This window comes from Novosphingobium sp. GW821-FHT09E05 (assembly GCF_059416165.1).
Genome location: NZ_JBWKOQ010000004.1, coordinates 181,623 through 206,427, shown reverse-complemented (window position 1 = coordinate 206,427; position 24,805 = coordinate 181,623). Strand labels below are relative to the sequence as shown.

Here is a 24,805-nt window from a genome sequence, read left to right as displayed (position 1 = left end):
ATGGGGCCAATTGGCCCATGCACGGTCCATGCACGCAGGCCGGCGCATCCGGGCCAGGATTCTGCAGATCGTTCGTCCAGCGAACAGTCGGGCGAGCGCGCTACGGTCAACCCGCCTTCTTGGCCTTGTGCTCGGCGAGCAGCCTGTCCAGCTCCACGATCCTCAGCCGTTCGGGCGTGCCCTTCGCGAGACCCTTGAGCCGGCACGCGGCCCAGAGGCTCTTGCGCTCCGATTCAAGCGCCTTGAGATAGAGATCAGCCATGGGTCATTTCCTCTTGCCGGACTTGCGGGCGCGGGTGCGGCGCTCTGCCAAGGTGCCGGTGTTGATGATATCTTCCGCCGTGAGCTTGCGCCAGCGCTCGAGGCGGGCGGTTTCGAGGTCGCCGCGCGCGATCGCGGGGCGGACGGCGCAGCCGGGTTCGGCCTCGTGGGTGCAGTTGGTGAACCGGCATTGCAGCGTCAATGCGACGATGTCGTCGAACACTTCGGCCAATCCGGTATTCGCATCCGAAATCTTGAACTCGCGCATGCCGGGCGTGTCCATCAGCCAGCCCCCGCCGTCGAGACGGTGCATTTCGCGTACGGTGGTCGTGTGCCGCCCCTTGCCGTCGTTCTCGCGCACCGCCTGCGTGGCGATGCTGTCCGAGCCGCGCAGCGTATTGACCAGCGTGGACTTGCCGACGCCGGACGACCCCAGCAGGGCAACGGTCTCGCCCCGGCCGCAGCGGGCCGCGAGCTTGGCGACGCTGGCCAGGTCACGCGCGTTCACCAGTTCCACTTCGAGGCCGGGCTGAAGCGCCTGCGCGGTTTCGCGGAACACGTCCAGGCTGTCGGTCAGGTCGATCTTGGTGAGCACGATGACCGGCGTGACGCCCACTTCGCGCGCCAGCACGAGGTAGCGCTCGAGGCGCGGGACGCTGAAATCCTGGTTGCACGAAGTGACGATAAACAGCGTGTCGACGTTCGCGGCGATCAGCTGGACCCGCCGGTCGTCGCCCGGAGCGGGCCGCTTGAACAGGTTTACGCGGTCGAGGATGCGCACCGCTTCCAGGCTGTCGCGCTCGATCAGCAGCCAGTCGCCCACGGTCGGGCGGTCTTCCTCGGCGCGCGCATCGGGGCCGCCGCGGGGGTTGGGCAAACGCGACGAGATCAGGCTTTCCAGTCCCTCTCCAGCCACCGCGACCATCCCTCGGTGAACCGCCATCACACGCACGGGGCGGCACGCCCGCTCCTCTTCGGCGGTCACCTGCCGCTCGAAGAACGGTGTCCAGCCCAGATCCGCGAGAGTGATGTCGGCAGCAGGCGGCAGAGGGGCAAGAGGCGGCAGCGGTGCTTCCATAGGCTTCAGCAGGGGCCTTTCATGACCGGCTCCCCAAGGCGAGGAATAGGCGCGGCCGACCATAGGACGGGCGCGCGCATCCGCCCATACAGATCAAGAGGCGGCTTGGATACCGCGCTTGCCCCCAATCCCCGGTCCTGGCCCCGCCAGCCCGATCCATCGACGCTCCTAACGCCATCCCAGGCCGGGCGCGACATGCTTGAGGATGCTTTCGATGACGTGGGAATTGTACGCAACGCCAAGCTGGTTCGGTACGGTGAGCAGAAGCGTGTCCGCTTCGGCGATCGCTTCGTCGGCGCGCAGCTGCTCGATCAGTGCGGCGGGTTCGGCCGCGTAGGAACGGCCGAATACGGCGCGCATGTTGTCGATCACGCCAACCTGATCGCTGCTCTCGCCGCGCCCGAAATAGTTGCGGTCCCGCTCGTCCATGATCGGGAAGATCGAGCGGGACACGGAAACGCGGGGTTCACGCACATGGCCCGCCTCTTTCCACGCCTCGCGGTAGAGGCGGATCTGGCGCGCCTGCTGGACGTGGAACGGCTCGCCGGTTTCGTCCGCCTTCAGGGTCGAGCTTTGCAGGTGCATGCCCATCCTGGCGGCCCAGACGGCGGTGGCATTGGACGCCGACCCCCACCAGATACGTTCGCGCAGGCCCGGCGAATGGGGTTCGAGGCGCAGCAGTCCCGGCGGGTTGGGGAACATCGGATTGGGGCTCGGCTGCGCAAAGCCCTCGCCCTTGAGCAATTGGAGGAAGGCCTCGGTGTGGCGGCGGCCCATGTCGGCATCGCTCTCGCCCTCGGCGGGCGCGATGCCGAAGTGGCGCCAGCCCTCGACCACCTGCTCGGGCGAGCCGCGGCTGATGCCGAGCTGGAGCCGGCCACCGCCGATCAGGTCGGCCGCGCCAGCGTCCTCGGCCATGTAGAACGGATTTTCGTAACGCATGTCGATGACGCCTGTGCCGATCTCGATCCGGCGGGTGCGAGCGCCAATGGCGGCGAGCAACGGGAAAGGCGATGCGAGTTGCTGCGCGAAGTGGTGGACGCGAAAGTAGGCGCCGTCTGCGCCCAGTTCCTCGGCCGCGACGGCAAGGTCGATCGACTGCAGCAGCACGTCGCTCGCCGAGCGGGTGGCCGACTGGGCGGAGGGCGACCAATGCCCGAACGAGAGGAACCCTATCTTCTTCATGCGTGTCTTTTTCCGATAGCTTGCACCGTGTGTCGCAGGAAGCGACACACGGCAGTTGATGGGGAGCCCTGCCACCGTCATCAACCTGTTCGGACTTTTACGCGCTGCGGAAAAGCGGCTTGCAAAGGAGCCATTTGCTGTCGAACTGGTTGTCGAACACGGCGGATGAGATGTATCCGGCAGGTTGGCAGAAGATATTCCTGCTCAATGGACACCAGGAGAGGCATAATCCATGGCTGAAAACGAGAATACGTCCGATGTCGTCGCATTGACCGTTCAGTTGCTCAGTGCCTATCTTGCCAACAACACGGTGGCGTCGGACGAGTTGGCCGGGCTCATTCGTTCGACACGCGCCGCGCTTGTCGAAGAAGTTGCGGGGACCGAACCCAAAGCGGAAGTCCCTTCTTATGTTCCGGCTGTGTCGGCGCGCAAAAGTCTGGCCTCGCCGGACCATATCCTCAGCCTGATCGACGGCAGGCCTTACAAGGCGCTCAAACGCCATCTGGCCGCCAACGGTCTGACACCGGCAAGCTACCGGGAGCGGTACAGTCTGCCGCCGAGTTATCCGATGGTCGCTCCGACATTCGCGGCCAGGCGGCGCGAGATTGCGGCGAAGATCGGGCTTGGCAGCCGGAAGTCCGTTGCAGCCGCATCCGTGACTCCGGAGACGGATGCACCCGCTCCCGCGCGGTCGGCGCCGGATACCGCTGCTCTGCCAAAGCGCCGCGGCAAGGGCGCGGCCAAGGAAAAATCGCCCAGTGTATCCGTAATCGCGCCGAAGACATCCCGCCCCAGGAAAGTGACCGAAGCCCGCCCGGATGAAAGCCCGGTTCTTGCCGAAAAACCGGCGAAGAAAACGCCGCGCGCCAGGTCCGCGCCCAAGGGCGACGACCAGAGCGCCCCGCCCGCTTCGGAAGCAACCGTACCCAAGCGCCGTGGCAAGCTGGCTCTGTTCAAGACTGGCGAGGCATCATCCCTTGACGCGGCGCCCGCGCCGGCGGCTCGAGATGACGCAAGTCCGGCGGCGCGGCCGACCCGGCTTGGGCGCGGCAGGCGGATGGCGCGGACGCCCAAGAACGACGCTGCTGGCGGCAACTGAGGCGCAGGGCGGCTCAAAGGCCCAGCTTCAGCGCGTCCACCGTGAACTTGGCTCCGAGGATCAGCGCGTCGCCGGTCGGGCGGCCCCGGAACGGCGCGCCGGTGCGGTCGGGGTTGAGGATGTACTGGACGTTGGGCGAGAGCCGGATCGCCGGCCCGATCTGCGCGCTGTAGGACAGCTCCATCATCACCTGATGGCGCGAGATTCTGCCGCTCCCGCCCACCGAGAGATCGGCGGCGCGCATCCGCTGCATGGCAAGGTCGCTGAACCGCTGGTCGCTGACCATGAAGCCCACGCTGTCCTCGTCGCGGCCGGCGAAAGTCCCGGTCTGAACAAGGCCGAGGTCCCAGAAGCGGCTTTCCTCGACATGGCCGGACAGGTTGGTCATGGCAACGCCGTAGACGCTGAGGCCGCGCTTCGATTGGGGGTCGGGGCGGGTAAGTTGCTGCTCGAACCGGAAATAGAGACCCGAGCGGCCGTTGTGGACCTGCGCCGGGCGGCCCGAGACGATGGCGATACCGCCCGCATCGTCGCGCAGGGGATCGTCGTAGTCGCCCTTGTCCACCCATCCCCCTAGGATGTATCGAGCGGGAAGGCGGGCTTGTTCGCCGGTTTCGTAACTCAGTTCCCAGGGGACGATCACGCCGGTCGCGTTGGCGGTGCCGAAGGCAGTGCCGTGGTCGCTCGCACGCTTGCGGTCGGGGTTCACCTCGTAGGCACCGACGTGGGCGTAGACGTGCTCGGTCAGCCGCGCCTTGGCGTGGGCCATCCAGCTCGAAGCCGGGAAGTAGGTGAAGTTGCTGTTCTTGAACACGAAAGTCGGGTTTCCGCAGCCGGAATTGCCCTGGAACTGGCAATAGAGCGGCGAATTGAGGAAGTGGATGTTCGCCTGGCTGCGCCCAGCCTCAATCACGAGGCGGTCGTTCAGCAGGTGCTGCTCCCAGGTCAGGATGGCGAGGTGGGTGTTCTGGGTGCCCCAGATCTCCTGCACCGAGGTATTGTTGCCGATCGCCAGCGCCGAAAGGCTTTCCCCGTGCCGGTTCGTCACCGCGATATGCAGCGCGCCGCCGCCGATCCCGGCGATCTGGTTCATGTCGAAGTCGGCGCCGACGTAGACCTGCCCGGCATAGGCCGCATCGCGTCGCAGCCCGCCGCTGACGTTGCCCGCCGCCTCGCCGGTGTAGCTGAGCGAGAGGGTGATGCCCTCGTCGGAAAGGGGCTGAAACGACCGGGTTTCCGCGGGTCCGGCGGCGATGTCGATGGTCTCGTCGGCCGACTGCGCCCGGACTTGAGGCGCGGCGGCGATGGACAAGGCGAGGGCGGCGACGCCCGCGCGGCAGGCGGCGTTGAGCGGCAGGGCCGGCATGTGCGATCCTCTCGGGTGTTCTAAGGTGTCGTTAAGGCGGGGTTAGCAGCGGGTTAGGGCTGCACCACCGGCCTGCGCTTGAGCAGGCCCACGAGCACGGCGCTCACCAGCGTTCCCGCCACGATCGCGGCGCCGTAAGCGGCCAGATGCGTCACCGCGCCGGGGATCGGCAGCACGAAGATCCCGCCATGCGGCACCTTCAATTCGACGCCCGAGGCCATCGAGATCGCCCCCGCCGTCGCCGAACCGGCCATCAGCGAGGGGATGACCCGCAAAGGATCGCGCGCGGCGAAGGGGATCGCGCCTTCGGTGATGAAGGCCAGGCCCAGCACCGCCGCAGCGCCTCCCGCCTCGCGTTCCTCGGCGGTGAAGCGGTCGCGGAACAGGCGCGTGGCGAGCGCGACGGCGAGCGGCGGCGTCATTCCGGCTGCCATGGTCGCGGCCATCGGCGTGCAGACGTTGCTGGCGATGAGGCCCACCGAGAAGGCATAGCCCGCCTTGTTGACCGGCCCGCCCATGTCGAAGGCCGACATCGCGCCCAGGATCACGCCGAGCAGCAGCGCGCTCGAGCCCTGCATCGAGCGCAGCCACTCGGTCAGGAAGGCGAGGGCGGCGGCCACCGGCGTGCCGACCGCATAGACCATCAGCAGGCCCGTCAGCAGCGTGCCCAGCAGCGGCAGGATCAGCACGGGCTTGAGCCCCTGGAGGTTCTTGGGCAGACGGATCAGGCGGTTGAGCCCCTCGACCCCGTAGCCGGCGATGAAGCCCGCCGCGATGCCGCCGAGGAAGCCCGCGCCCAGCTGCGCGGCCATCATGCCGCCCACCATGCCCGGCGCGATGCCCGGCCGGTCGGCGATCGAGAAGGCGATGTAGCCCGCCAGCGCAGGCACGATCAGCGCGAAGGCGCCCTGCGCGCCCACCTGGAACAGCGTGTGCGCCAGCGTGCCCTTCGCGGCGTCGGTATTCGCGCCGATCCCGCCGAGCGCGAAGGCGATGGCGATGAGCAGGCCGCCCGCGACCACGAAGGGCAGCATGAACGAAACGCCGGTCATGAGGTGCTTGTACGGCCCCGCGCGCTCCTGTCCGGAGGCCGGAGCCCCGTCGCTGGTCTCGGTCTCCCCGCCCTGCGGCCTGGCCTCTGCCAGGGCGCGCTCAATCAACTTCGCGCCGCCCGAGATCGCGGGCTTGGTGCTCGAGGCAAACACCCGCTTTCCGGCGAAGCGCGCGCGGTCGACCTCGCGGTCGGCGGCGATGAGGACGACGTCAGCCTCGGCGATTTCAGCGGCGGTCAGCGGCGTACCCGCACCGACCGAACCCTGCGTCTCGACACGGATCGGGTAGCCGAGCTGCCGTGCGCCCTCCGTCAATCCCTCAGCCGCCATGAAGGTATGGGCGATGCCGGTCGGGCAGGATGTGATCGCGACGATGCGCGGGGTCTGCGTGGCCGCGTCCGAAGCGCCAGCGTCCTCGAACACCAATGCGGCGGCAGGATCGGCGAGCACGGCTTCGAGCGTCACGCGGCGGTCGGCCCGGCGCGCGAGGGCGTCATCCGACGCCCCTTCGCCGACAAGCAGCAGCAGGCCGTTCGCGCCCGGCAGGTCGTCGCCGAGCGGATTGAGCACGCCCTGCCCGGTGCGGACCTCGACTTCGATCATGCGCCCTTCGCTGCGGGCGGCGCGGCGCAGGGCCTCGCCCGCCAGCACGCCCTGCACGGCCGAGGCCCCTGCCTCGACGACGGCAAAGATCGTCTTCATTTCGCCTCTCCTGCCGCTGTCGTCGCGGTCATTTTCACGGGGGTCACCGTCACTTCATCGGCCAGCGCATGCACGCTCGCGAGCGCCGGAAGGTTGGGCCCGATCATCCCGAGTTTGGCCACCGCGAAAGCCGTGGCGAGCCGCGCGGTGCGTTCGAGCGACGCGCCTTCCAGCACGGCGGCGGCGATCCCGGCGACCATCGCGTCACCGGCGCCGACGGTGCTGGCGAGGTCGCCGACAGCGAGGCGGGCGCTGAGCGCGCCCTCGTCCGAGACGAACAGCGCGCCGTGCTCGCCCATCGAGACCACGACCAATGCGACGCCGCTCTGGCGCAGGGTCGCAGCGGCCTCGACCATCGCGGGAAGGTCGGGCAGATCGCGGCCCAGCATCTGGGCGAGTTCGTCGCGGTTGGGCTTGACGACGTGGGGCGGGATCCCCGCCTCCAGCGCGCATTTGAGCGGCAGTCCGCTGGTGTCGAGGATCACGCGGCAGCCGGTGCCGCGCAGGCGCTCGGTCAGGGCGGCATACATATCGGGCGGGCAGCCCGGAGGAAGACTGCCCGCCAGCACGACGAGGTCACCCTCGCGTGCCGCATCGCAGATGGTGGCGGCGACCATTTCGGCGCGACCGGCATCGACTGCGAGGCCATCCAGATTGATATCGGTGGTGCCGGCCGGGTCGACCAGCTTGAGGTTCACCCGCGTGGCTCCGGCAGTGCGGATGAAGCGGTCCTCGATGCCCTTGGCGGCGAACAGCGCATCGAACGGCGCCGCATTGTCGCTGCCAAGCAGGCCATAGGCGGAGACGGACACGCCCCAGTCGGCCAGGCAGCTGGCGACGTTGACGCCCTTGCCGCCGGCGTTCTGCCGCACCGCATGGGCACGGTGGACTTCTCCGGGCACGAGCCGGTCCAGCGTGACGGTCTGGTCAATCGCGGGGTTGAAGGTGACGGTAAGGGTGCGCATCAGATCGCCTCCCCGTCGAGTGCCCGGACCTGCGCCGCGCCTTCGGCGGCCAGCGCACGCTCTGCGAGTGCGGTGAGTTCGCCGCGATCGGATGCGCGCAGGCGCGCCTTGACCGCCGGGATGTCGCGCGGGGTCATCGACAGTTCGCTGACGCCCAGCCCGACCAGCAGCGCCGCGCCGAAGGGATCGCCGGCGATGCCGCCGCACACGCCCACCCAGCGACCATGCGCCTTCGCGCCTTCCACGGTCATCGCGATCATGCGCAGGACGGCGGGGTGCAGGCTGTCCGCCTCGCCTGCGAGTTCAGGGTTCTGGCGGTCGATCGCCAGGGTGTACTGGGTGAGGTCGTTGGTGCCGATCGAGAAGAAGTCGGCATGGGCGGCGAGCGAGGCGGCCTGTACCGCCGCCGCCGGAACCTCGATCATGATGCCGATCGGCACCTGCGGCGCGTCCAGCTCCGCCCGGATCGCCTCGCAGCGCTGACGCAGCGCGATGAGTTCGTGGGCCGAGGTGATCATCGGGAACATGATCGAGAGATCGCCGCCAAGCTTCGCCGCGCGGTAGAGCGCGCGCAGCTGCGGCTCCAGCAGGTCGGGACGGCGCAGCAGCAGGCGCGCGCCGCGCACGCCGAGGAAGGGGTTCTCCTCGCGGGGCAAGTCTAGGTGGGGCACCTGCTTGTCGCCGCCGATGTCGAGCGCGCGCACGATCAGCGGGCGGCCTTGCGCATCGGCGCCCAGCGCCTCGATCATCGCGCGGTAGACGGCAAGCTGCTCGTCCTCGCCGGGGCTGTCGCCGCTTTCGAGAAAGAGAAATTCGGTGCGCATCAGGCCCACCCCCTCGCCGCCCTGCGCGAGCGCGAAGGCGACCTGGTCGGCGCGGTTGACGTTGGCGGCGATCTCGACCCGGTGGCCGTCGCGGGTGACGGCGGGCTGGCCGCGCTCCTGCTCCTCGGCGGCGCGGCGGGCGGCGAGGTCGGCGATCCAGGCGCGCGCGGAGATGAGATCGTCCTCGGAAGGCGAAATCCAGACCTTGCCGCCATCGCCATCGACCACGGCGACGGTCCCTGCAGCGGTCGCGAGAAGCTCCGCGCCGCCTGCGACGACGGAAGGCAGGCCCAATGTACGGGCAAGGATCGCGCTGTGCGAGGTCGGCCCGCCGAGCGAAGTGGCGATGCCGGCGACTTTCGCGATGTCTAGCGTCGCGGTGTCGGAGGGCGACAGGTCGGCGGCGACGAGGATGCAGGGCTCGTCTGGCAGGTCGGCGAGGGTGCCGGTGACGAGGCTCGGGTCGATCTGGGCCAGCACGCGGCGGCCCACGTCCTCGAGGTCGGCGGCGCGCGCGGCGAGCACGGGGTTCCCGAGCGCCGAGAGCTTGCCGGCGATGCGCTCCACGGCCTGATGCCACGACCAGGCGACGCCGTGACCCTCGACCATGAGCTGGCAGGTGAGGGTGATGAGGTCGGTGTCCTCGAGGAGTTCGGACTGCGCCTTGAAGATCGCGGCTTCCGATGCGCCGAGGCGGCGGGTGGTGTCGTCGATCAGCGCCGTCATCTGCGCGCGGGTGCGCACCAGCGCGCCGTTGAGCTGCTCGCCCCCCGTCGCAAGGTCCACCGGCACGTTGGGCACCACCAGTTCCGCCGCGCTGAGAACATGCACGCGGCCGATCGCAAGGCCCGGGCTGGCGGCGACGCCGGCGATCATCCGGGGGCTGCCGCCGGGCGTCCAGCTGCGGCTCGGCGCCCTGGCCTTCTCGGCGGCGCGGGCGGCGTCCTCCTTCTCGCGCGCGGTGAGGCGGCGGACGGCGGCGACGAAGCTGCCGAGCGCTGCTTCCGCGCCCGTACCGTCGGCGGAGAAGGTGACCTCGTCACCGCAGCGCAGGCCGAGCTGGAGCAGGGCGACGAGATTGCGCGGGTCGGCGCTTTCCTCGCCGTGGCGCACGCGCAGGCGGACACCGGAGGCGCGCGCGGTCTCGACCCAGGTCGATGCGGGGCGGGCGTGGAGGCCCGAGGGGTAGTCGACCACCCAGACGGCGGTATGGGCGAGGTCCACGGCCGGCGCGGCGGTCGGGGCAGGAGCCGCGTCTTCGCCGAGGGCGCGCGTGAAGTCGGCCGGATCGTCGGTGGCGATGAGCGCCTGGAGCCGGTCCTCGTCCTGGATCAGCCGGGTCAGGCGGCGCAGCATGCCGATATGGCTGTCCGAGTTCGCGGCGATGCCGACGACGATATGGGCGCGCTGTCCCGGGTTCCAGTCGACCCCTTCGCGCAGCTGGAGGATGGCGATGCCGTCGCGGCGGACGAGGCCCTTGTCCTCACCCAGCCCGTGCGGGATGGCGAGGCCCGAGCCGAGGAAGGTGTTCGCCACGGCCTCGCGGCGCACCATGCTCTCCTCGTAGCCGGGCGCGGCGCAGCCGGCGGCGACCAGCAGCTGGCCGACCTGGCGAATCGCATCGGCCTTGTCGGCGGCCTTGGCGTCGATCCTCACGAGATCGGTGGCATGCGACGCGGTGAAGGCGTCTGCGAGCATCGTCGTTCCTCTCCAATTCACTCCCACCTCAGAAAACGTTTTCTCAGCGAATTTGTCAAGAGGGGTTGTGATTGGCGCAATCCTTGATGCATAAATGATGTATCAAAGAGGGATTGGCCGGTTGGATAAGAGAACGATTTCCATATGGCGATAGGGATCAAGGACGTCGCGCAGGTGGCAGGTGTCTCCCCCGCCACCGTTTCGCGCGTGCTGGCCGGCCGGCCGGTCGATCCGGCGATGAGCGAGCGCGTGCTGGCGGCGGTGAAATCCACGGGATACCGTCCGAATCTTGCTGCGCGGCGGCTGCGCTCGCAGCACAGCAACACCATCGGCCTCGTCGTCGCCGACATCGGCAACCCGTTCTTCACCGCCGTCTCGCGCGCGATCGAGAGCGTGGCGGCGGCGCGGGGACTGCGGGTGATCCTGTGCAACACCGACGAGGACCCCGTCAAGGAGGCCGCTTACCTCGAACTGCTCCACGAGGAGCGCGTGACCGGCGTGATCCTCGCGCCTTCGCGCCAGCGGGTCGCGAAAGGCGGGCGCATCGAACTCGACTATCCCGTGGTCCTGATCGACCGCGCCGCGCCGGATGCCGAGTTCGACTGCGTGCTGCTCGACAATGTGCGCATGGCCGAATTGCTCGTCGAGCACCTGCACGCGCAGGGGCACCGGCGGATTACCGGCCTGTTCGGCGCCGCCAGCACTACCGGAGCCGAGCGCCGCGACGGGTTCACGAAGGCGGCGGCACGCCTTGGCCTTGCGGTGGAGGCGATCGCGGTTCCGCACACAAAGGACGCGGCGGAACAGGTCATCGCCCGGTTGCTTGGCCGCGCCGAGAGGCCCGACGCCGTGGTGGCGAGCAACGGCGTGATGCTCGTCAACGTCCTGCGCGCGCTGCGCGACCTCGGGCTGGAAGTGCCCCGCGACATCGCGCTCGCCGGCTTCGACAACAACGACTGGATGGAATTCGTCGGCGGCGGCCTCAGCGTCATCGAGCAGCCGGTGGAGGAGATCGGCCGCACCGCGATGACGATGCTGCTCGACCGGCTCGAAAACCCCGAGGCCGCAGGCCGCAAGGTCGTGCTGGCAGGCCGCCTGATACCCCGCGGATCGAGCCTGCGCGCCGCTGCCCCCGAAACCACCGGAGACTGACACTCATGGAACGCACCACCATCGGCCGCGACACGCGCCTTTGCATGTCGCTCTCGGCCCGGCCCGGCAACGCCGGATCGCGGCTGCACAACTGGCTCTACGACCATTACGGGCTCGACTACGTCTACAAGTCCTTCAGCACGACCGACCTCGCCGCCGCCGTCGGCGGCATCCGGGCGCTGGCGATTCGCGGCTGCGCGATTTCGATGCCGTTCAAGGAGGCGGTCATCCCGATGCTCGACGGGCTGGAGGAATCCGCCATGGCGATCGACAGCGTGAACACGATCGTCAACGACGACGGCATGCTCACCGGCTACAACACCGATTACGTCGCCGTGCGCGACCTTGTGGCGCGGCGGGGCATCGATCCGGCGACGCCGTTCCTGCTGCGCGGCAGCGGCGGCATGGCCAAGGCGGTGGTCGCCGCGCTGCGCGACCTGGGTTTTGGCGAGGGCACGATCGTCGCCCGCAACCGCCAGGATGGACCGGCGCTCGCGGCGCAATACGGCTTTGAATGGCTGGAGGAAATGCCGGGGCAGGGCGCTCCCCTGCTGGTCAACGTCACGCCGCTGGGGATGGAGGGACCGCAGGCCGATGCTCTCGCCTTCCCGCCCGCGCAGATCGCGGCCTGCGAGGTCGCCTTCGACGTCGTCGCGCAGCCTGCGGACACGCCCTTCGTCCGCGCTGCGCGCGCGGCCGGCAAGACCGTGATATCGGGCGCGGAAGTCATCGTCCTGCAGGCGATCGAGCAATTCGTGCTCTATACCGGGGTGCGACCGGACGCGGAGGCAGTAGCGCAAGCGGCCAGTTTCGCGCATGGTCCCCAGGTCGCGGATTCGTTGCGGGGGGCGTAACGCCGTTCGCCGCGATCCGCAGGTTAACCTGAGTTGCGCGTCGGCGCAGCGTCCATCGCGAAAGGCCATGATGCAACCGATCACCCTGACCCGCTTCCTCATCGAGCAGCAACGGCGCGAGGACAGCGCCTGTCCCTCGGAACTGCGGCTGCTCATCGAGACGGTCGCCCGCGCCTGCAAGACGATCACCCACGCGATCTCCAAGGGCGCGCTCGGCGATGTGCTGGGCAGCCTCGGTTCCGAGAACGTCCAGGGCGAGGTCCAGAAGAAGCTCGATGTCATCGCCAACGAGATCCTGCTCGATGCGAACGAGTGGGGCGGCCACCTCGCGGCCATGGCCTCGGAAGAGATGGAGACGATCCATCGCATCCCGAACCGCTATCCCAAGGGCGAATACCTGCTCCTGTTCGATCCGATCGACGGTTCCAGCAACATCGACGTCGACCTGTCGGTGGGCACGATCTTCTCGGTGCTGCGCGCGCCGGAGAATGCCTCGGGCCGCGACGTGACCGAGGAGGACTTCCTCCAGCCCGGCCGCGACCAGGTCGCCGCCGGCTATGCCATCTACGGCCCGCAGACCCTGCTGGTGTTGACGCTGGGCGCGGGCGTCTACGAATTCACGCTCGACCGTGAGATGGGCGCCTGGCGGATGACCGACGGGCCGCTGCAGATCCCCACGGGCACGCGCGAGGTCGCCATCAACATGGCCCGCCGGGCGCAGTGGTCGCCCGCGGTGCGCCGCTACATCGACGAGCGCGTCGGCTGTGAGACCGGGCCGTTCGTGGGCGAATACAACATGCGCTGGACGGCCTCGATGGTGGCCGACATCCACCGCATCCTCAAGCGCGGCGGCGTGTTCCTCTACCCCGCCGACCACCGCGAGGCCGGCAAGGCCCGCCTGCGCCTGCTCTACGAAGCCAACCCGATGAGCTTCCTCATCGAGCAGGCCGGCGGCCGGGCGATCGACGGGGAGGCGCGCATTCTCGATGCGGAGCCGACCGGGCTGCACCAGCGCATCGGCGTGATCCTGGGCGCCCCGGACGAAGTCGCCGCCTACGAACGCGAGACCGAGCAGCTGCTGACGGCCGAGTAAGGCCGCCGCAACCATCCCGCTCGAAAGGAACGCCGCCGGGCCCGGGCCCGGCGGCGTTTCGCGTTACAGGGCCTGCTGTTCGCGGTTGAGGTTGGCCCCGCGATCGACGCCCGGCTTCGAACCGGCGGGCGCCGGCTGCCGCAGGTCCTCCGGGACCGCGATGTAGGGCAGTCCGAGGCGCTCGCTGGTCATCCGGCGGATGCGGTTGGTGAGCGCCGGGCTGCCGTTCAGCTTGAGGCCGTAGGAAGGGATCATCTGGCGCACGCGCGTGCCCCATGCGCCCTTCATCTGCTCGGGGAAGGCCTTGCGCATCACCTCGATCATGATCGCGGGCGAGGTCGATGCGCCGGGCGAAGCGCCCAACAGCGCGGCGATGGTGCCGTCCCTGTCGGTCACGATCTCGGTGCCGAACTGCAGGACGGTGCCCTTCTTGGGATCGCGCTTGATGATCTGGACGCGCTGGCCCGCGGTGACCAGCTTCCAGTCCTGGCGGCGGGCCCGCGGGTAGTACTTCACCAGCTCGGCCTGCCGGTCCGCGTCGGACAGCATCGCCTGCTGCGCGAGGTACTTGACGAGGTCGAGGTTCTCCGCGCCGACCTTGGCCATGCCGCCGACGTTGTCGTGGGTGACCGAGCCGAACAGGTCGGTCCAGGAACCGTTCTTGAGGAACTTGGTGCTCTGCAGCGCGAAGGGACCGAACAGCGTCACGTCGCGTCCGTCGAGCTTGCGCGCGTCGAGGTGGGGCACCGACATCGGCGGCGAGCCGGCCTCCGCCTTGCCGTAGACCTTGACGTCGTGGCGGCCGGTGACTGCGGGGGACTGGAACGCGAGGAACTGGCCGCCGACGGGGAAGCCGGCATAGTTGCTCGCCTCCGGGATACCGGAAAGCTGCAGCAGCTTGAGCGAGGCGCCGCCCGCTCCGATGAAGACGAAGCGCGACTTGATGGTGGTGTCCCGATCGGTCTTGAGATCGTGGACGGTGACGTTCCATGTCCTGTCGGCGTTCTGGCGCAGGCCGCGCACTTCGTGGGATAGCTGCATCCGGAAGTTCGGATTGCGCGTGAGCGAACGGGTCAGCTCGCGGGTGATGACCCCGAAGTTCACGTCGGTGCCCAGCGGCATGTAGGTCGCCGCGACCTTCTGCGAAGCGCTGCGGCCTTCCATCACCAGCGGCGCCCAGCGCCCGATCTGGCCGTGGTCCTGCGAATACTGCATGCCGTAGAACAGCGGGTTGCGCACCAGCGCCTGTTGCCGCTTGTGGAGGTAGGCGATGTTCGCGTCACCCCAAACGAAGCTCATGTGCGGTGTCGGGTTGATGAAGGCGGAAGGCTTCGGCAGGCGGCCCTGAGCGACCTCGTGGGCCCAGAACTGGCGCGAGACTTCGAACTGCTCGGCGATGTCGACGGCCTTTTCGGTCGCGATCGAGCCGTCCTTCTCTTCGGGCGTGTAGTTCAGTTCGGCGAACCCGGAGTGGCCGGTGCCGGCGTTGTTCCAGCCGTTCGAGCTTTCGCCCGCGACCTCGTCCATGCGTTCGAACAGGCGCACCTGCCAGCCCGGCTCCAGTTCCTGGAGGTAGGTCGCCAGAGTGACGCTCATGATCCCCCCGCCGATCACCACCACGTCGACGGGCTTGTCGTTCTGCGCCGCCGGGCCGGGGCCGAAGTAGAGAGGGCGATAGAGGAAGGCCACGAAGGCGAGCAGCAGGGCGAGGACCACGCCGCCGGCGATCTTGAGGCCACGCCGGGAACGGGGTCGCGCTTCCCGCTTGGATAGGTCGTTCATAGGGTTTTTTCCGATTTGCGAATGGCTTGGCGGCGGCGCGGGCCGCCACGCGAAATACGCGCGCCACGGGGGTGTCCGATGACGGGGCAGGCAGGCATGGCTCAGGTCTTTCCGGCCCGGCCCATCTGTGCATTTCGCGCGCGCAGCCGGTTAGCGTTCGTTTCGCCGGCATTATCTCCACGCGCGTCGGTGATGCAATTTTCCCGCAGGATCGCATAATATATAGTTATATCAATGTCATGATCGTAACTCGACGAACCTGCGGGCAAACAGACCGTGTCGGTTTCAACACAAGCCAGACGCCCTCCAGTGCCACTATTGGCACAGCGCGTCCGAGCGGTTAGAGGGGAGCGATGACCCTGCCGCGCTTCTGGATTCCCGCCTTGCGCATCGCTCTGCTTTTGCTCGGCGGAGCAGCGGTATGGGGCGCGGGAGCCATGGCCGCGAACGGCGCGCGCACCCGCCTGGCGCAGGACGCGTCGAACGCCGCAGCGCTGCGCGAGGCATACCTCGAAAGCGAGATCGCGCGTTTCCGCCTGCTCCCGCTCACGCTTTCGGACGACAGCGACATCGTCGCCGGCCTGGCCGGGTCGCGGCGGGCACTACAGGAGGTCGCCGGGAAGCTGGAAACGCTGGCGAGGACGACGGGGGCGGCGCAGATCTATCTGCTGGATGCCCGGGGAACGACCGTCGCATCCAGCAACGCGGCAGAACCTGCCAGCTTCGTCGGGCAGAACTACGCCTTTCGCAACTACTTCCGCAGCGCGGCGGAGCGCGGGGCCGGGACCCAGTTCGCGCTGGGCACTGTCAGCGAGCGGCCGGGCCTCTACCTCGCTCAGCGCACGCGCGGCGGCGGCTATGTCGTGGTCAAGCTGGAGTTCGAACGGATCGAGCGCGAATGGGCGCGGCTGGGCGAGATCACCTTCGTCACCGGGGCCGAGGGGATCGTGCTCATCACCAGCCGCGCCGAGTGGCGCTTCACGGCCACGCAGCCTCTGTCGCAGGCAGCGCAGCACCGCTTCCGGGCGGAACTGCAATCCGGAGAAGGCTCCCTGCGCCCGACTCCGATCGAGGGCGCGCCGCCGGGCATCGTCCATGTCGAGGGTGCCCCCGGCGCGCCGCTGCTGTGGACATCGGAGCCGATGGGTGTGCCGGGCTGGCGGCTGAACGTGCTGACTTCGACCGAGGGCGTGGAGCGCGCCGCCCGCAATGCGCGGATTTCCGCGCTGCTGGCGCTTCTCGTTCTGGCGGGGCTTGGATGGACCGCGCGGGACCGCGCGATCCGGCGGGCGCAGCGCGCGCGGCTCGAGCGGGAGCGGACCCGAGAACTGGAAGCCCTCGTCGCCGAGCGGACGCGCGAGCTGCGCCGCGAGATGGACGAACGCGCCGCCGGAGAGGTGCGCGCCGATGCCTTGCGTGAAGGGCTGCGGCAGGCCAATCGCCTCGCATCGCTGGGGCAGATCACCGCGGGCATAGCGCACGAGACCGCCCAGCCCGTGGCCGCGATCCGCACTTATGCCGCCAACAGCCGCCAGCTGATCGCGCGCGGGGATGTCGCCTCCGTCATGGAGAACCTCTCCGCGATCGAGCGGCTGACCGAGCGGATCGGGCGGGTCACCGCCGAACTGCGCGGCTTCTCGCGCAAGGGGGCGGGGGCCGTGTCGGCCATTGCGCTGGGCGAGCCGGTCGAGGGTAGCCTGCTGATCCTGCGTTCGCGCATGGGAGGGGTGCGGCTGACGATCCCGAACCTGCCTGAAGACCTGCGCGTCATGGCCGATGCCGTGCGGCTGGAGCAGGTGCTGGTCAACCTGCTCCAGAATGCGCTGGAAGCGCTGGAGGACACGCCGCAGCCGTCGATCACGCTCGATGTGCGGACGGAGCGCGAAGTGGTCATCCTGTCCGTGCACGACAACGGCCCGGGCATCCCGCCCGACATGCGCGAGCGGCTGTTCACCCCCTTCGCCACCAGCCGGCCCGCCGGCCTTGGGCTCGGGCTCGTCATCGCGAGCGACATCATGGCCGACCTCGGCGGCGTCCTGCGGCTGGTGCCGAGCGCACGGGGCGCCTGTTTCGAGATGGAGCTACGCCGGGCATGACCGAGGAACCGCCCGAAATCCGGCGCGTCGCGCTCGTCGACGACGACGCGGACCTGCGCGATGCCATGCGCCAGACCCTCGTGCTCGCCGGGTACGAGGTCATCGCCTTCCACGACCCGCGCGAGGCGCTGAAGGCGCTCGGCCCCGAATTTCGCGGGATCGTGGTCAGCGACGTGCGGATGCCGCACATGTCGGGGATCGAGCTGTTCCGCGCGATCGTCGCCATGGATGCGGAGCTTCCGGTCATCCTGGTCACCGGCCACGGCGACGTGCCGATGGCGATCGATGCGCTGAAGGCCGGGGCGTGGGATTTCCTCACCAAGCCCTTCGACCCGGACGGTCTCGTCGCCTCGGCCGGGCGGGCCAGCGAGAAGCGCGCGCTCGTGCTGGAAAACCGGCGGCTGCGCCGGATGGTCAGCGAGCCGACATCGCCGCTGATCGGCAACTTTCCCGAGATCGTGCGGCTGCGCGCGACGATCGAGAGCCTGGCTGCGACGGACATCGACGTGCTGATCGAGGGCGAGACCGGGACGGGCAAGGAACTCGTCGCCCGCATGATCCACAAGCGCAGCCCGCGCGCGCGCCAGCGTTTCGTCACCATCGCCTGCGGCGCCGTGCCCGACGAGGTCGCCGGGCGGATGCTGCACGGGGGGATGCGCTCGGGCCATGGTCCGATCGACGGCAAGCTGCTGCAGGCGCACGACGGGACACTGTTCCTCGACGACGTGGACCAGGCAGGCGACGCGCTTCAGGCCAATCTCGTCCAGTTCATGGAGGACCGGGTGGTGCACCCGGAAGGCACGCGCGAGCCGCAGCCCGTCGATCTGCGGGTGATCGCCTGCATGCGCGAGACCCTCGGCGCAATGCAGGTGCGGCCGGGCCTGCTCTACCGCCTCGCCGCGATCCGCCTGCGTATTCCGCCGCTGCGCGAGCGCCGGGAAGACGTGCCGCTGATCTTCGCGCACCTGCTGGAAGCGGCGGCCGGACGGCTGCGGCGCGAGGTCCCCATGCTGGACAGGACGACCTGGGCCAGGCTGGTCGAGCACGACTGGCCGGGTAACGTGCGGGAACTGGCGCATTTCGCCGAGCGGGTGGTCCTTGGCCTGGAAGACGGCGTCTCGGCCGGTGCGGCGCCGCTCCCGCTCAACGAGCAGGTGGACGCATTCGAGCGCAGCATCATGGTCGAGGCGATCCGCGCGGCCGGGGGAAACATCAGCAAGGCGATGGCGACCCTCGGCCTTGCGCGCAAGACGTTCTATTACAAGGTCGCCCGTCACGGCCTCGATCTCAACGAGATCAGGCGAAGCCTGGGCGATCGCGGCACCTGACAGGACGCGCGCGCGATCCGGGCCACGAGCCTGGAAATATTATGGACCACGCCAAATAGAACGGGAGTTTTCATTATAATCCCTCGCGCCATGATACTATCATGGCGGGCATTACCGGGCAGGAAGACTGTTCCTGTTCGGAATTGCCGGGAGGATCGCCATGGGACAGCTCGTTTCGCAATGGCTCAAGATGGATCAGGCCGCACTCGATGCGGTCTTCTCCGCGCACGAGGCGGGGCCGATCCCCGACGGCGAGGCCAGGGGCACGGCGATCATCGCGCCGGGCACTTCGGTTTCCGACGAGATCGCCAAGCTCGTCAACATCTTCGCCTGGCAGGGCAAGGTGTTCGACGCGGAGCGCGGGTTCCTGCGCAATGCGATCCTGCCCTTCGGCCTCAAGGCGATCGTGGCGAAAGTCTACAAGGAACCCAGCTGGCTCGACGGCAGGGAATGCATCGTGCTCGACTATTCGGACACCTCGCTGCTCGCCGCGCATGTGCGCGACGAGATCCGCATGGTCGAGCCGGGGGTCTATCTCGGCAAGGTCTACTGGGACAGGAATCGCCTGATCGACTTCGCGCTCGAGTTCGGCGACTGAGCCGGGGCACGTGGTCCGGCAAGGGCACTTCTTCGTCGCCGCGCCGATCCGCCACGGGCGGCGCGAGGAACTGGAGAGCCTGCTGGCGACGATGACCCTGGCGCCGGGGCAGGCCGACCCCGGCAATGCGCTGGTCCCGTTCGGCCGGCTCCGGCAGGTGCATTTCGCGCGGTTCGTGGTGCTCGACGATCCCTCGCTGCCGGACCGCATCGCCTTGCAGGCCGAGAGCCTGCCCGTGCACGAGCCGGTGCGCCTCGCCTTCATAGCGGACTTCGACGGGACCGAGGCGGCGTTCGTCGAGGCGCTGACGGCGCTCGCCGCACCGGGCCTGAGGCGCATCTTCGCGTTCTGCATCGACTTCGACGAGGGCACCGACCTTGCCGGATGGATGCGGCGAAACCGCGTGTCGGTGGCGGCGAACTACGTGAACTGGCGCGGGCGTGGGACCCGCCAGATCGCGGAGGAAGCGCAGCTCCACCGCGTGCTGCGCGCCGCGCGCCTCGATCATGCCGGCGCCGACCCGGAAACGCTCTGGCCGATTCTCGTGGAGGCCGGCAGAACGGTCCCGCTGGCACCCCTCGGAGGCAAAAGCCTGAGGGATAGCCTCGGCGACATCGCGCATTTCCTGCTCCTGCCGCTGCTCGGCCTGCTTCTGCTGCCGCTCCTCCTCATCGGCCTCGTCCCGTTCATCCTCCTGCTGCGCCGCCGCGAGCGGGCCGACGCGGTGCTGGCGCCCGTGCCGAACCGCGAGCGCAACCGGATGCTTTCCGCGCACGAGGACCACGACATCGCCAACCAGTACGGTGCCATCGGCTCGCTGAAACCCGGGCTTTTCCGCCGCTGGCTGACCGTCGTGATCCTCTGGGTGATCGACTGGGGGGCGCGGCATATCTACCGCAAGGGCCGGCTGGCGCGGGTCAACACGATCCACTTCGCGAGCTGGACCTTCCTCGACGACCGGCGCCGCGTCTACTTCGCCAGCAACTACGACGGCAGCCGCGAGGCCTACAACGACGATTTCATCAACAAGGTCGCGTTCGGGCTCAACCTCTCGTTCTCCAACGGGCTCGGCTATCCGCGCACGGACTGGCTGATCGTCGGCGGCGCGCGGCGCGAGCAGGACTTCAAGCGCTACCTGTTCCATCACCAGATCCCGACGCAGGTCTGGTACAACGCCTTCCCCGGCCTCTCGAACTACGACATGGCCCGCAACGCCCGGATCCGCGCGGGTTTCGAGCGCCGCCCACGCGGCAAGGCGCTGCGCCGCTGGATCGCCGAGATATGAATCCCGGCGATATCCAGGCCCTCGTCGGACGCGGCTTCGGGTCGCTGGACGGCGCGCGCTACGTCCTGCTGCGGGTGGAGGAAGCGGGGCCGGCGCGGGCATGGCTGCGCGGCCTCGGCGCGACGACGCTCGCCGAGGCGCAGGCCCGGCGTCTTGCGCGCGTGCGACAGGTGGCCTTCACGGCGGCGGGACTGCGCGCGCTGGACCTGCCGGTCGATACGATCGACGGCTTCGCGCCGGAGTTCCTCGACGGTCTGGCGGGCGACCCCTCGCGCTCGCGCCGGCTGGGGGATGTGGAGGCCAGCGCGCCGGCGCTCTGGCGGTGGGGCGCAGGTGATGCGGAACCCCATGTCCTGCTGATCCTGCTGGGCGATGGCGGCGATATCGAGGCTCACCTCGCCGAGACGCTGGCCGCCATGCCCGCCGGCGCCTGCTCGCTGCTACTCGTCAATGCCGCCAGCGGCCCGGTCGGGCGCGAGCCGTTCGGTTTCGTCGACGGCATCTCGCAGCCGGAGATCGACTGGAACGGGACGCTCGAGCCCGGCGGCGCACGCGACCGCCTCTACCGCGAGCGCATCGCGCTGGGGGAATTCCTGCTCGGCCACGGCAACGAATACGGCTTCGTGCCCGACCATCCGGCCCGGGACGGCATCGAGCACAACGGGACGTACCTCGTCTATCGCCAGCTGGAGCAGGACGTGGCGGGCTTCTGGGGCTGGGCCGCGCAGACCGCCGGGGCGGGCGAGGCGGTGGCCTTCGCCGAACGCATGGTCGGCCGGGGCATCGACGGCGATCCGATCCCGGCGCTCGGCGGCGAGGGGGTGAACGGCTTCACCTTTGCTGCCGACCCGGACGGCGCCATCTGCCCGATCGGCGCCCATATCCGCCGCGCCAACCCCCGCAGCGGCGACGATCCGCGCGGGCGGCGCGGGTTTGTCGGCGATGTGGTCTCCTCGCTCGGCCTGAAGGGCAGCGCCATGCACGATGCTGCCGCCTCGGCGCGGTTCCATCGGCTGCTGCGGCGGGGGCGTCCCTACGGCCCGGCGCCGGACCCGCAGGCCGCCATCGCGGGCATCACATCGGCGGAGCCGCGCGGCCTGCACTTCATCTGCCTCAACGCCAGCCTCGCCCGCCAGTTCGAGTTCGTTCAGGGCAGCTGGCTCGCCAGCCCCTACTTCGGCGGGCTCTCGGGCGAGCAGGACCCGATGCTCGGCAACCGCTGCCCGGTGAGTGGCGGTATGCCGACCGACGCCTTCGCCTGGCACGACGCCGCCGGAAACCCGAGGCTCACCGCCGGACTGCCGCGCTTCGTGACGGTGGTGGGGGGCGCTTACTTCTTCCTCCCCGGGATCGGCGGCCTGGCGCGCATCCTGCGCGGCTGACGGTTCAGCCGAACCGCTCGTCACCCGTCGGCTCGACGTGCGCCTCGCCGTTCTTGCCCTGCCGGTAGCGCGACATCTCGTAGTACAGGCGCCGCCGCGCGCGGTTCTGGTTGCCGAGCGGGCGGTGTTCGGGAACGCAGTGCCAGGGGTTCCAGGTGAGCTGGCGGGCGAAGGCGAACTGTTCGGGGGAGCGGAATTCCTGTGGGGGGATCGTGATCCGTGCGACCGGGATGTACGGCGTCCTGCCCGGGTCCCAGAGCACCGCGCCTTGCTCCACCGGCTGGAGGAACGGGTCCTTCTGCAACCGCAGCCGCATCTCGAAACACGCCTCGCCCTCGCGCAGCGACGCGGCGAGGTTGTCGCGCAGGTATTCGTCGCCGGGCCGCAGCGGCAGGCGCGGGATGCGGGTGGTGACGCGGGTCAGCGGGTGGAAGCTGTACTGCATCGCCTGCCCCTCGCCGAGCAGGTAGGGCGTGCAGGAGAAGTATGCGTTGGCCAGCGGGTTGGCGAGCGTGCGGTTCCACAGCGCCTGCATGATGAAGTCGCGCACGTGCGGGCGCTTGAAGTTGAGGAAGTACCAGACCCCCATCTCGCGGCGGCTCCAGTATTGCAGGTGCGCGTTCTCGCGCGTGTCGGGGGTTGGGAAGGTGATGACGGTGATCGCGGTGAGGTCCTGCGTGAAGCGTTCGTCGTCCATCAGCTTGGGGCCGGGCACGTCCATCAGCTTCACGCTCATGCTGCCGAAGCCGACGTCGTCGATGTCGGGCTCGACGTGGGGGCCGGGGTTGGAGAAGCGGATCCAGGCCGGGAAGCTGCGCTCCTCGGCAAAGATACCCCGGCGCACATGCTCGGGGAGGCCGGGCAGCACCGTCAGCGTGCCGCGCACGAGGCCGTGGGTCTTAGTGTTGCCCGCGCGTTCGTAGTAGCCGGGCTTGAAGTCGAGGTCGAGGTGGTGCTGCATCTCGGCGATGATCGTGTCGAGGCTGAGGTCCTCGTCGGCATCGGCGTCCTCTCCCGCGATCGGCGGCACGTCGTGGCTGCGGGTGAGGTTGATCGTCCAGTTGCAGAACCGGGTCAGCGCCATGCGCAGCAGGCGGTCGAACAGGGGGCGGAAAAACGGGTCGAAGCGCCGCTCGAAATGCAGGCCGAGTTCCAACAGGCGGTGGAGAAAGCGCAGCATGGTTCAGGGCTCCTTGCCGGGAAGGACGCCGGCGTCGGCGAGGATGTCCGCCGCCAGCTTCTCGGCCGCGAAATAGATCGGCGCGGCAATGAACAGGCCCGGGATGCGCGGGAAGATCGAGGCATCGACCACCCGCAGGCCCGGTATGCCCAGGACACGCCCCGCGGCATCGAGCACGGTGCCGATCGCGGCGGTGCCGCAGGCGTGGTGACCCCAGGCGTTGACGCGTACCCATTCCCGCAGCGCCGCGCCGGTGATGTGGGCGCCGGGAAGCTCCTCCTCGGCGATCACGCCGCGAGCGATCAGTGGGCGGGCGAGGGCGCGGGCCATCTCCAGTCCCTCGACGAGGGCGGTGAGGTCCGCCTCGCCGTTCTGCTCGAAATGGGCGAAGTCGATGCGGGGCTGGTCGCGCGGGTCGGCGGAGGCGAGGCGTACCCGGCCGGCGCGGTTGCCGGTCTGCCCCTTGAGCACGGTCCAGCTGAACCCGTCGAGCCCCGGCCAGAGGTCGGCTGCATAGCCCGGATAATAGCCGCTGAAGCGCGCCATCAGACCCATGAGGAACAGGTCCGGCGCGGCGTCGCGCGCGGTGCTCGACCGGCGCAGCGCGGCCAGCGCCGCGCCGTTGGAGATGTACATGCCGCGCCGGCCCTCACGCCATGCGCGGTGGAGCGGGTCGCCCGGCGCGAACGTCGCGCCTTGCAGCGAGCGCCATGGGCGCGCCATGCAGTGGACCGCGCTGATCTCGTAGCGATCCTGCAGGTTGCGGCCGACTTCGGGGAGGTCGGCGCGCAGGGGGATGCCATGCTCGGCAAGGTGCGCCGCCTCGCCGATGCCCGACAGCATCAGCAGCTGCGGGGTGGCGAAGGCACCGCCGGCGAGGATCACTTCGCGCAGCGCCATGCTCCTGCCTTGGCCGAGGGGCGCGCCCGGTTGCGGGCAGGCGCGGTGGAGATGGCGGCCGCGCAGCCACTCGACGCCGATCGCGGTTCCGGCCTCGTCGAACAGGACGCGCGTGGCGAGGCAGTCGGTCACGATTTCGAGGCGGTCCGGGTGGCGGCGGCGCACCGCCTCCACCCGTTCGCGCGCACCGCTGCGGCCATGGTTGTCGGTGGACAGCGGCGCGTAGCAGACCTGCTCACGGTTCCCCCGCCGCCGGTCGTTGGGATCGCCCCAGTTGCGCAGGAAAACGGCGATCCTGCCCAGCCAGTCGCGTCCGCGTGCGAGGTCCAGCAGCGTTGCCAGCACCAGCGAGCGGATCAGCGCGGCGTCGCGCAGGGCCCGCATCGGCACGGCCTTCTCGACCGGCAGCCAGCCGTGCCACCCGTGCCCGGTCGGGTCGAGGCCAAGGCGCGCGAGCCAGCGCCAGAGCGGGCGGTGGCGGCAGTTCTCGACCGCCTTGCGGTGCGCGGCCATCGCCCCGGGCGCCCAGCCGGGATCGCCGGTCTGTTCCGCCAGCGCCTGCCAGTCGCTGTCCGGCGGGACCATGAAGATCATCGCGTTATGCGCGGTGCAGCCCCCCAGCGCCCCGGCGCGGGGATAGGCGATCAGGCCGTCCACCGCCTTCTCGTCGGCCCGCGCCGTCGCTGGGTCCGCGAAGTGCCGGACCTTCATGTCCCACGCGAACTGGGGGTTTTCGGAGGCGAAGGCATGGAAGGCGGGAACGTCGTAATCCGCCGCCGCGCGCGCCTCGGTGTCCTCTCGGGGGTCCGGGCCTGCCTCGATCACCAGCACCCGCATCCCGGCCTCGGCAAGGCGCGCGGCGACGGTGCCCCCGGCGGCGCCCGAACCCACCACGATGTAGTCATGTTCGGGCGCAGCCATGGCG

The 24,805-nt window shown here is 69.3% G+C and carries 19 protein-coding genes; 9 read left to right on the top strand and 10 right to left on the bottom strand.

Features of this window, described 5'->3' with window-relative positions; all coding sequences use genetic code 11:
• Nucleotides 1-106: 106 nt before the first annotated feature.
• The 3 genes from AC07M9_RS16930 to AC07M9_RS16920 form a co-directional block, all read right to left on the bottom strand.
• Nucleotides 107-262 (bottom strand): hypothetical protein, encoded by a 156-nt coding sequence (locus AC07M9_RS16930; RefSeq protein WP_494885286.1) that lies wholly within the window; start codon nt 260-262, stop codon nt 107-109.
• 3 nt (nt 263-265) lie between these two features.
• Entirely contained in the window at nt 266-1,339 is a 1,074-nt protein-coding gene (rsgA, locus tag AC07M9_RS16925) for a ribosome small subunit-dependent GTPase A (protein WP_494885284.1), read from the bottom strand.
• Between the two features lie 168 nt (nt 1,340-1,507).
• Nucleotides 1,508-2,524, bottom strand: coding sequence for an LLM class flavin-dependent oxidoreductase (locus AC07M9_RS16920; RefSeq protein ID WP_494885283.1), 1,017 nt, complete (start codon nt 2,522-2,524; stop codon nt 1,508-1,510).
• 232 nt (nt 2,525-2,756) lie between these two features.
• Here AC07M9_RS16920 and AC07M9_RS16915 point away from each other — a divergent pair, with 232 nt between their 5' ends.
• The gene (locus tag AC07M9_RS16915; protein ID WP_494885282.1) at nt 2,757-3,623 is read left to right on the top strand and encodes a Ros/MucR family transcriptional regulator; all 867 of its coding nucleotides are present in this window, start codon (nt 2,757-2,759) and stop codon (nt 3,621-3,623) included.
• 13 nt (nt 3,624-3,636) lie between these two features.
• Here AC07M9_RS16915 and AC07M9_RS16910 read toward each other — a convergent pair whose 3' ends face one another.
• From AC07M9_RS16910 to ptsP, 4 genes are read right to left on the bottom strand one after another with little or no spacing between them, the layout of a single operon-like run.
• A complete protein-coding gene (locus tag AC07M9_RS16910) occupies nt 3,637-4,989 on the bottom strand; it encodes a carbohydrate porin (RefSeq protein ID WP_494885281.1) in 1,353 nt (450 codons plus the stop codon).
• A gap of 53 nt (nt 4,990-5,042) precedes the next feature.
• Entirely contained in the window at nt 5,043-6,743 is a 1,701-nt protein-coding gene (locus tag AC07M9_RS16905; RefSeq protein ID WP_494885280.1) for a PTS fructose transporter subunit IIC, read from the bottom strand.
• Entirely contained in the window at nt 6,740-7,708 is a 969-nt protein-coding gene (gene pfkB, locus AC07M9_RS16900) for a 1-phosphofructokinase (RefSeq protein WP_494885279.1), read from the bottom strand. The genes AC07M9_RS16905 and pfkB overlap by 4 nt, the downstream gene beginning before the upstream one ends.
• Nucleotides 7,708-10,230 carry a phosphoenolpyruvate--protein phosphotransferase gene (gene ptsP / locus AC07M9_RS16895; RefSeq protein WP_494885278.1) on the bottom strand — a complete coding sequence of 841 codons (2,523 nt, stop codon included), beginning with the start codon at nt 10,228-10,230 and terminating at the stop codon, nt 7,708-7,710. The genes pfkB and ptsP overlap by 1 nt, the downstream gene beginning before the upstream one ends.
• Before the next feature lie 144 nt (nt 10,231-10,374).
• Here ptsP and AC07M9_RS16890 point away from each other — a divergent pair, with 144 nt between their 5' ends.
• The 3 genes from AC07M9_RS16890 to AC07M9_RS16880 all read left to right on the top strand — a co-directional run bounded on the left by AC07M9_RS16890 (nt 10,375) and on the right by AC07M9_RS16880 (nt 13,329).
• The gene (locus AC07M9_RS16890) at nt 10,375-11,382 is read left to right on the top strand and encodes a LacI family DNA-binding transcriptional regulator (RefSeq protein WP_494885277.1); all 1,008 of its coding nucleotides are present in this window, start codon (nt 10,375-10,377) and stop codon (nt 11,380-11,382) included.
• A 5-nt stretch (nt 11,383-11,387) separates the two neighbouring features.
• Nucleotides 11,388-12,236 carry a shikimate 5-dehydrogenase gene (locus tag AC07M9_RS16885; protein ID WP_494885276.1) on the top strand — a complete coding sequence of 283 codons (849 nt, stop codon included), beginning with the start codon at nt 11,388-11,390 and terminating at the stop codon, nt 12,234-12,236.
• A gap of 70 nt (nt 12,237-12,306) precedes the next feature.
• Nucleotides 12,307-13,329 carry a class 1 fructose-bisphosphatase gene (locus AC07M9_RS16880; RefSeq protein WP_494885470.1) on the top strand — a complete coding sequence of 341 codons (1,023 nt, stop codon included), beginning with the start codon at nt 12,307-12,309 and terminating at the stop codon, nt 13,327-13,329.
• 63 nt (nt 13,330-13,392) lie between these two features.
• On the opposite strand, the gene mqo is transcribed toward AC07M9_RS16880, so the two are convergent.
• Nucleotides 13,393-15,111, bottom strand: coding sequence for a malate dehydrogenase (quinone) (gene mqo / locus AC07M9_RS16875; RefSeq protein ID WP_494885275.1), 1,719 nt, complete (start codon nt 15,109-15,111; stop codon nt 13,393-13,395).
• A 353-nt stretch (nt 15,112-15,464) separates the two neighbouring features.
• On the opposite strand from mqo, the gene AC07M9_RS16870 reads away from it, so the two are divergent.
• From AC07M9_RS16870 to AC07M9_RS16850, 5 genes are all read left to right on the top strand, one after another.
• Nucleotides 15,465-17,207, top strand: coding sequence for a sensor histidine kinase (locus AC07M9_RS16870; RefSeq protein WP_494885273.1), 1,743 nt, complete (start codon nt 15,465-15,467; stop codon nt 17,205-17,207).
• Entirely contained in the window at nt 17,204-18,535 is a 1,332-nt protein-coding gene (locus AC07M9_RS16865; RefSeq protein WP_494885272.1) for a sigma-54-dependent transcriptional regulator, read from the top strand. The genes AC07M9_RS16870 and AC07M9_RS16865 overlap by 4 nt, the downstream gene beginning before the upstream one ends.
• A gap of 160 nt (nt 18,536-18,695) precedes the next feature.
• Nucleotides 18,696-19,133: a hypothetical protein gene (locus tag AC07M9_RS16860; protein WP_494885271.1), complete on the top strand. Its 438-nt coding sequence runs from the start codon at nt 18,696-18,698 to the stop codon at nt 19,131-19,133.
• Between the two features lie 10 nt (nt 19,134-19,143).
• Complete coding sequence (locus tag AC07M9_RS16855) at nt 19,144-20,418, top strand: hypothetical protein (RefSeq protein WP_494885269.1); 1,275 nt, start codon at nt 19,144-19,146, stop codon at nt 20,416-20,418.
• The gene (locus tag AC07M9_RS16850; RefSeq protein WP_494885267.1) at nt 20,415-21,800 is read left to right on the top strand and encodes a Dyp-type peroxidase; all 1,386 of its coding nucleotides are present in this window, start codon (nt 20,415-20,417) and stop codon (nt 21,798-21,800) included. Before AC07M9_RS16855 ends, AC07M9_RS16850 begins: the two co-directional genes overlap by 4 nt.
• A gap of 4 nt (nt 21,801-21,804) precedes the next feature.
• Here AC07M9_RS16850 and AC07M9_RS16845 read toward each other — a convergent pair whose 3' ends face one another.
• The gene (locus tag AC07M9_RS16845; protein ID WP_494885266.1) at nt 21,805-22,980 is read right to left on the bottom strand and encodes a catalase family protein; all 1,176 of its coding nucleotides are present in this window, start codon (nt 22,978-22,980) and stop codon (nt 21,805-21,807) included.
• A gap of 3 nt (nt 22,981-22,983) precedes the next feature.
• Nucleotides 22,984-24,801: a GMC family oxidoreductase gene (locus tag AC07M9_RS16840; protein ID WP_494885265.1), complete on the bottom strand. Its 1,818-nt coding sequence runs from the start codon at nt 24,799-24,801 to the stop codon at nt 22,984-22,986.
• Nucleotides 24,802-24,805 lie beyond the last annotated feature (4 nt).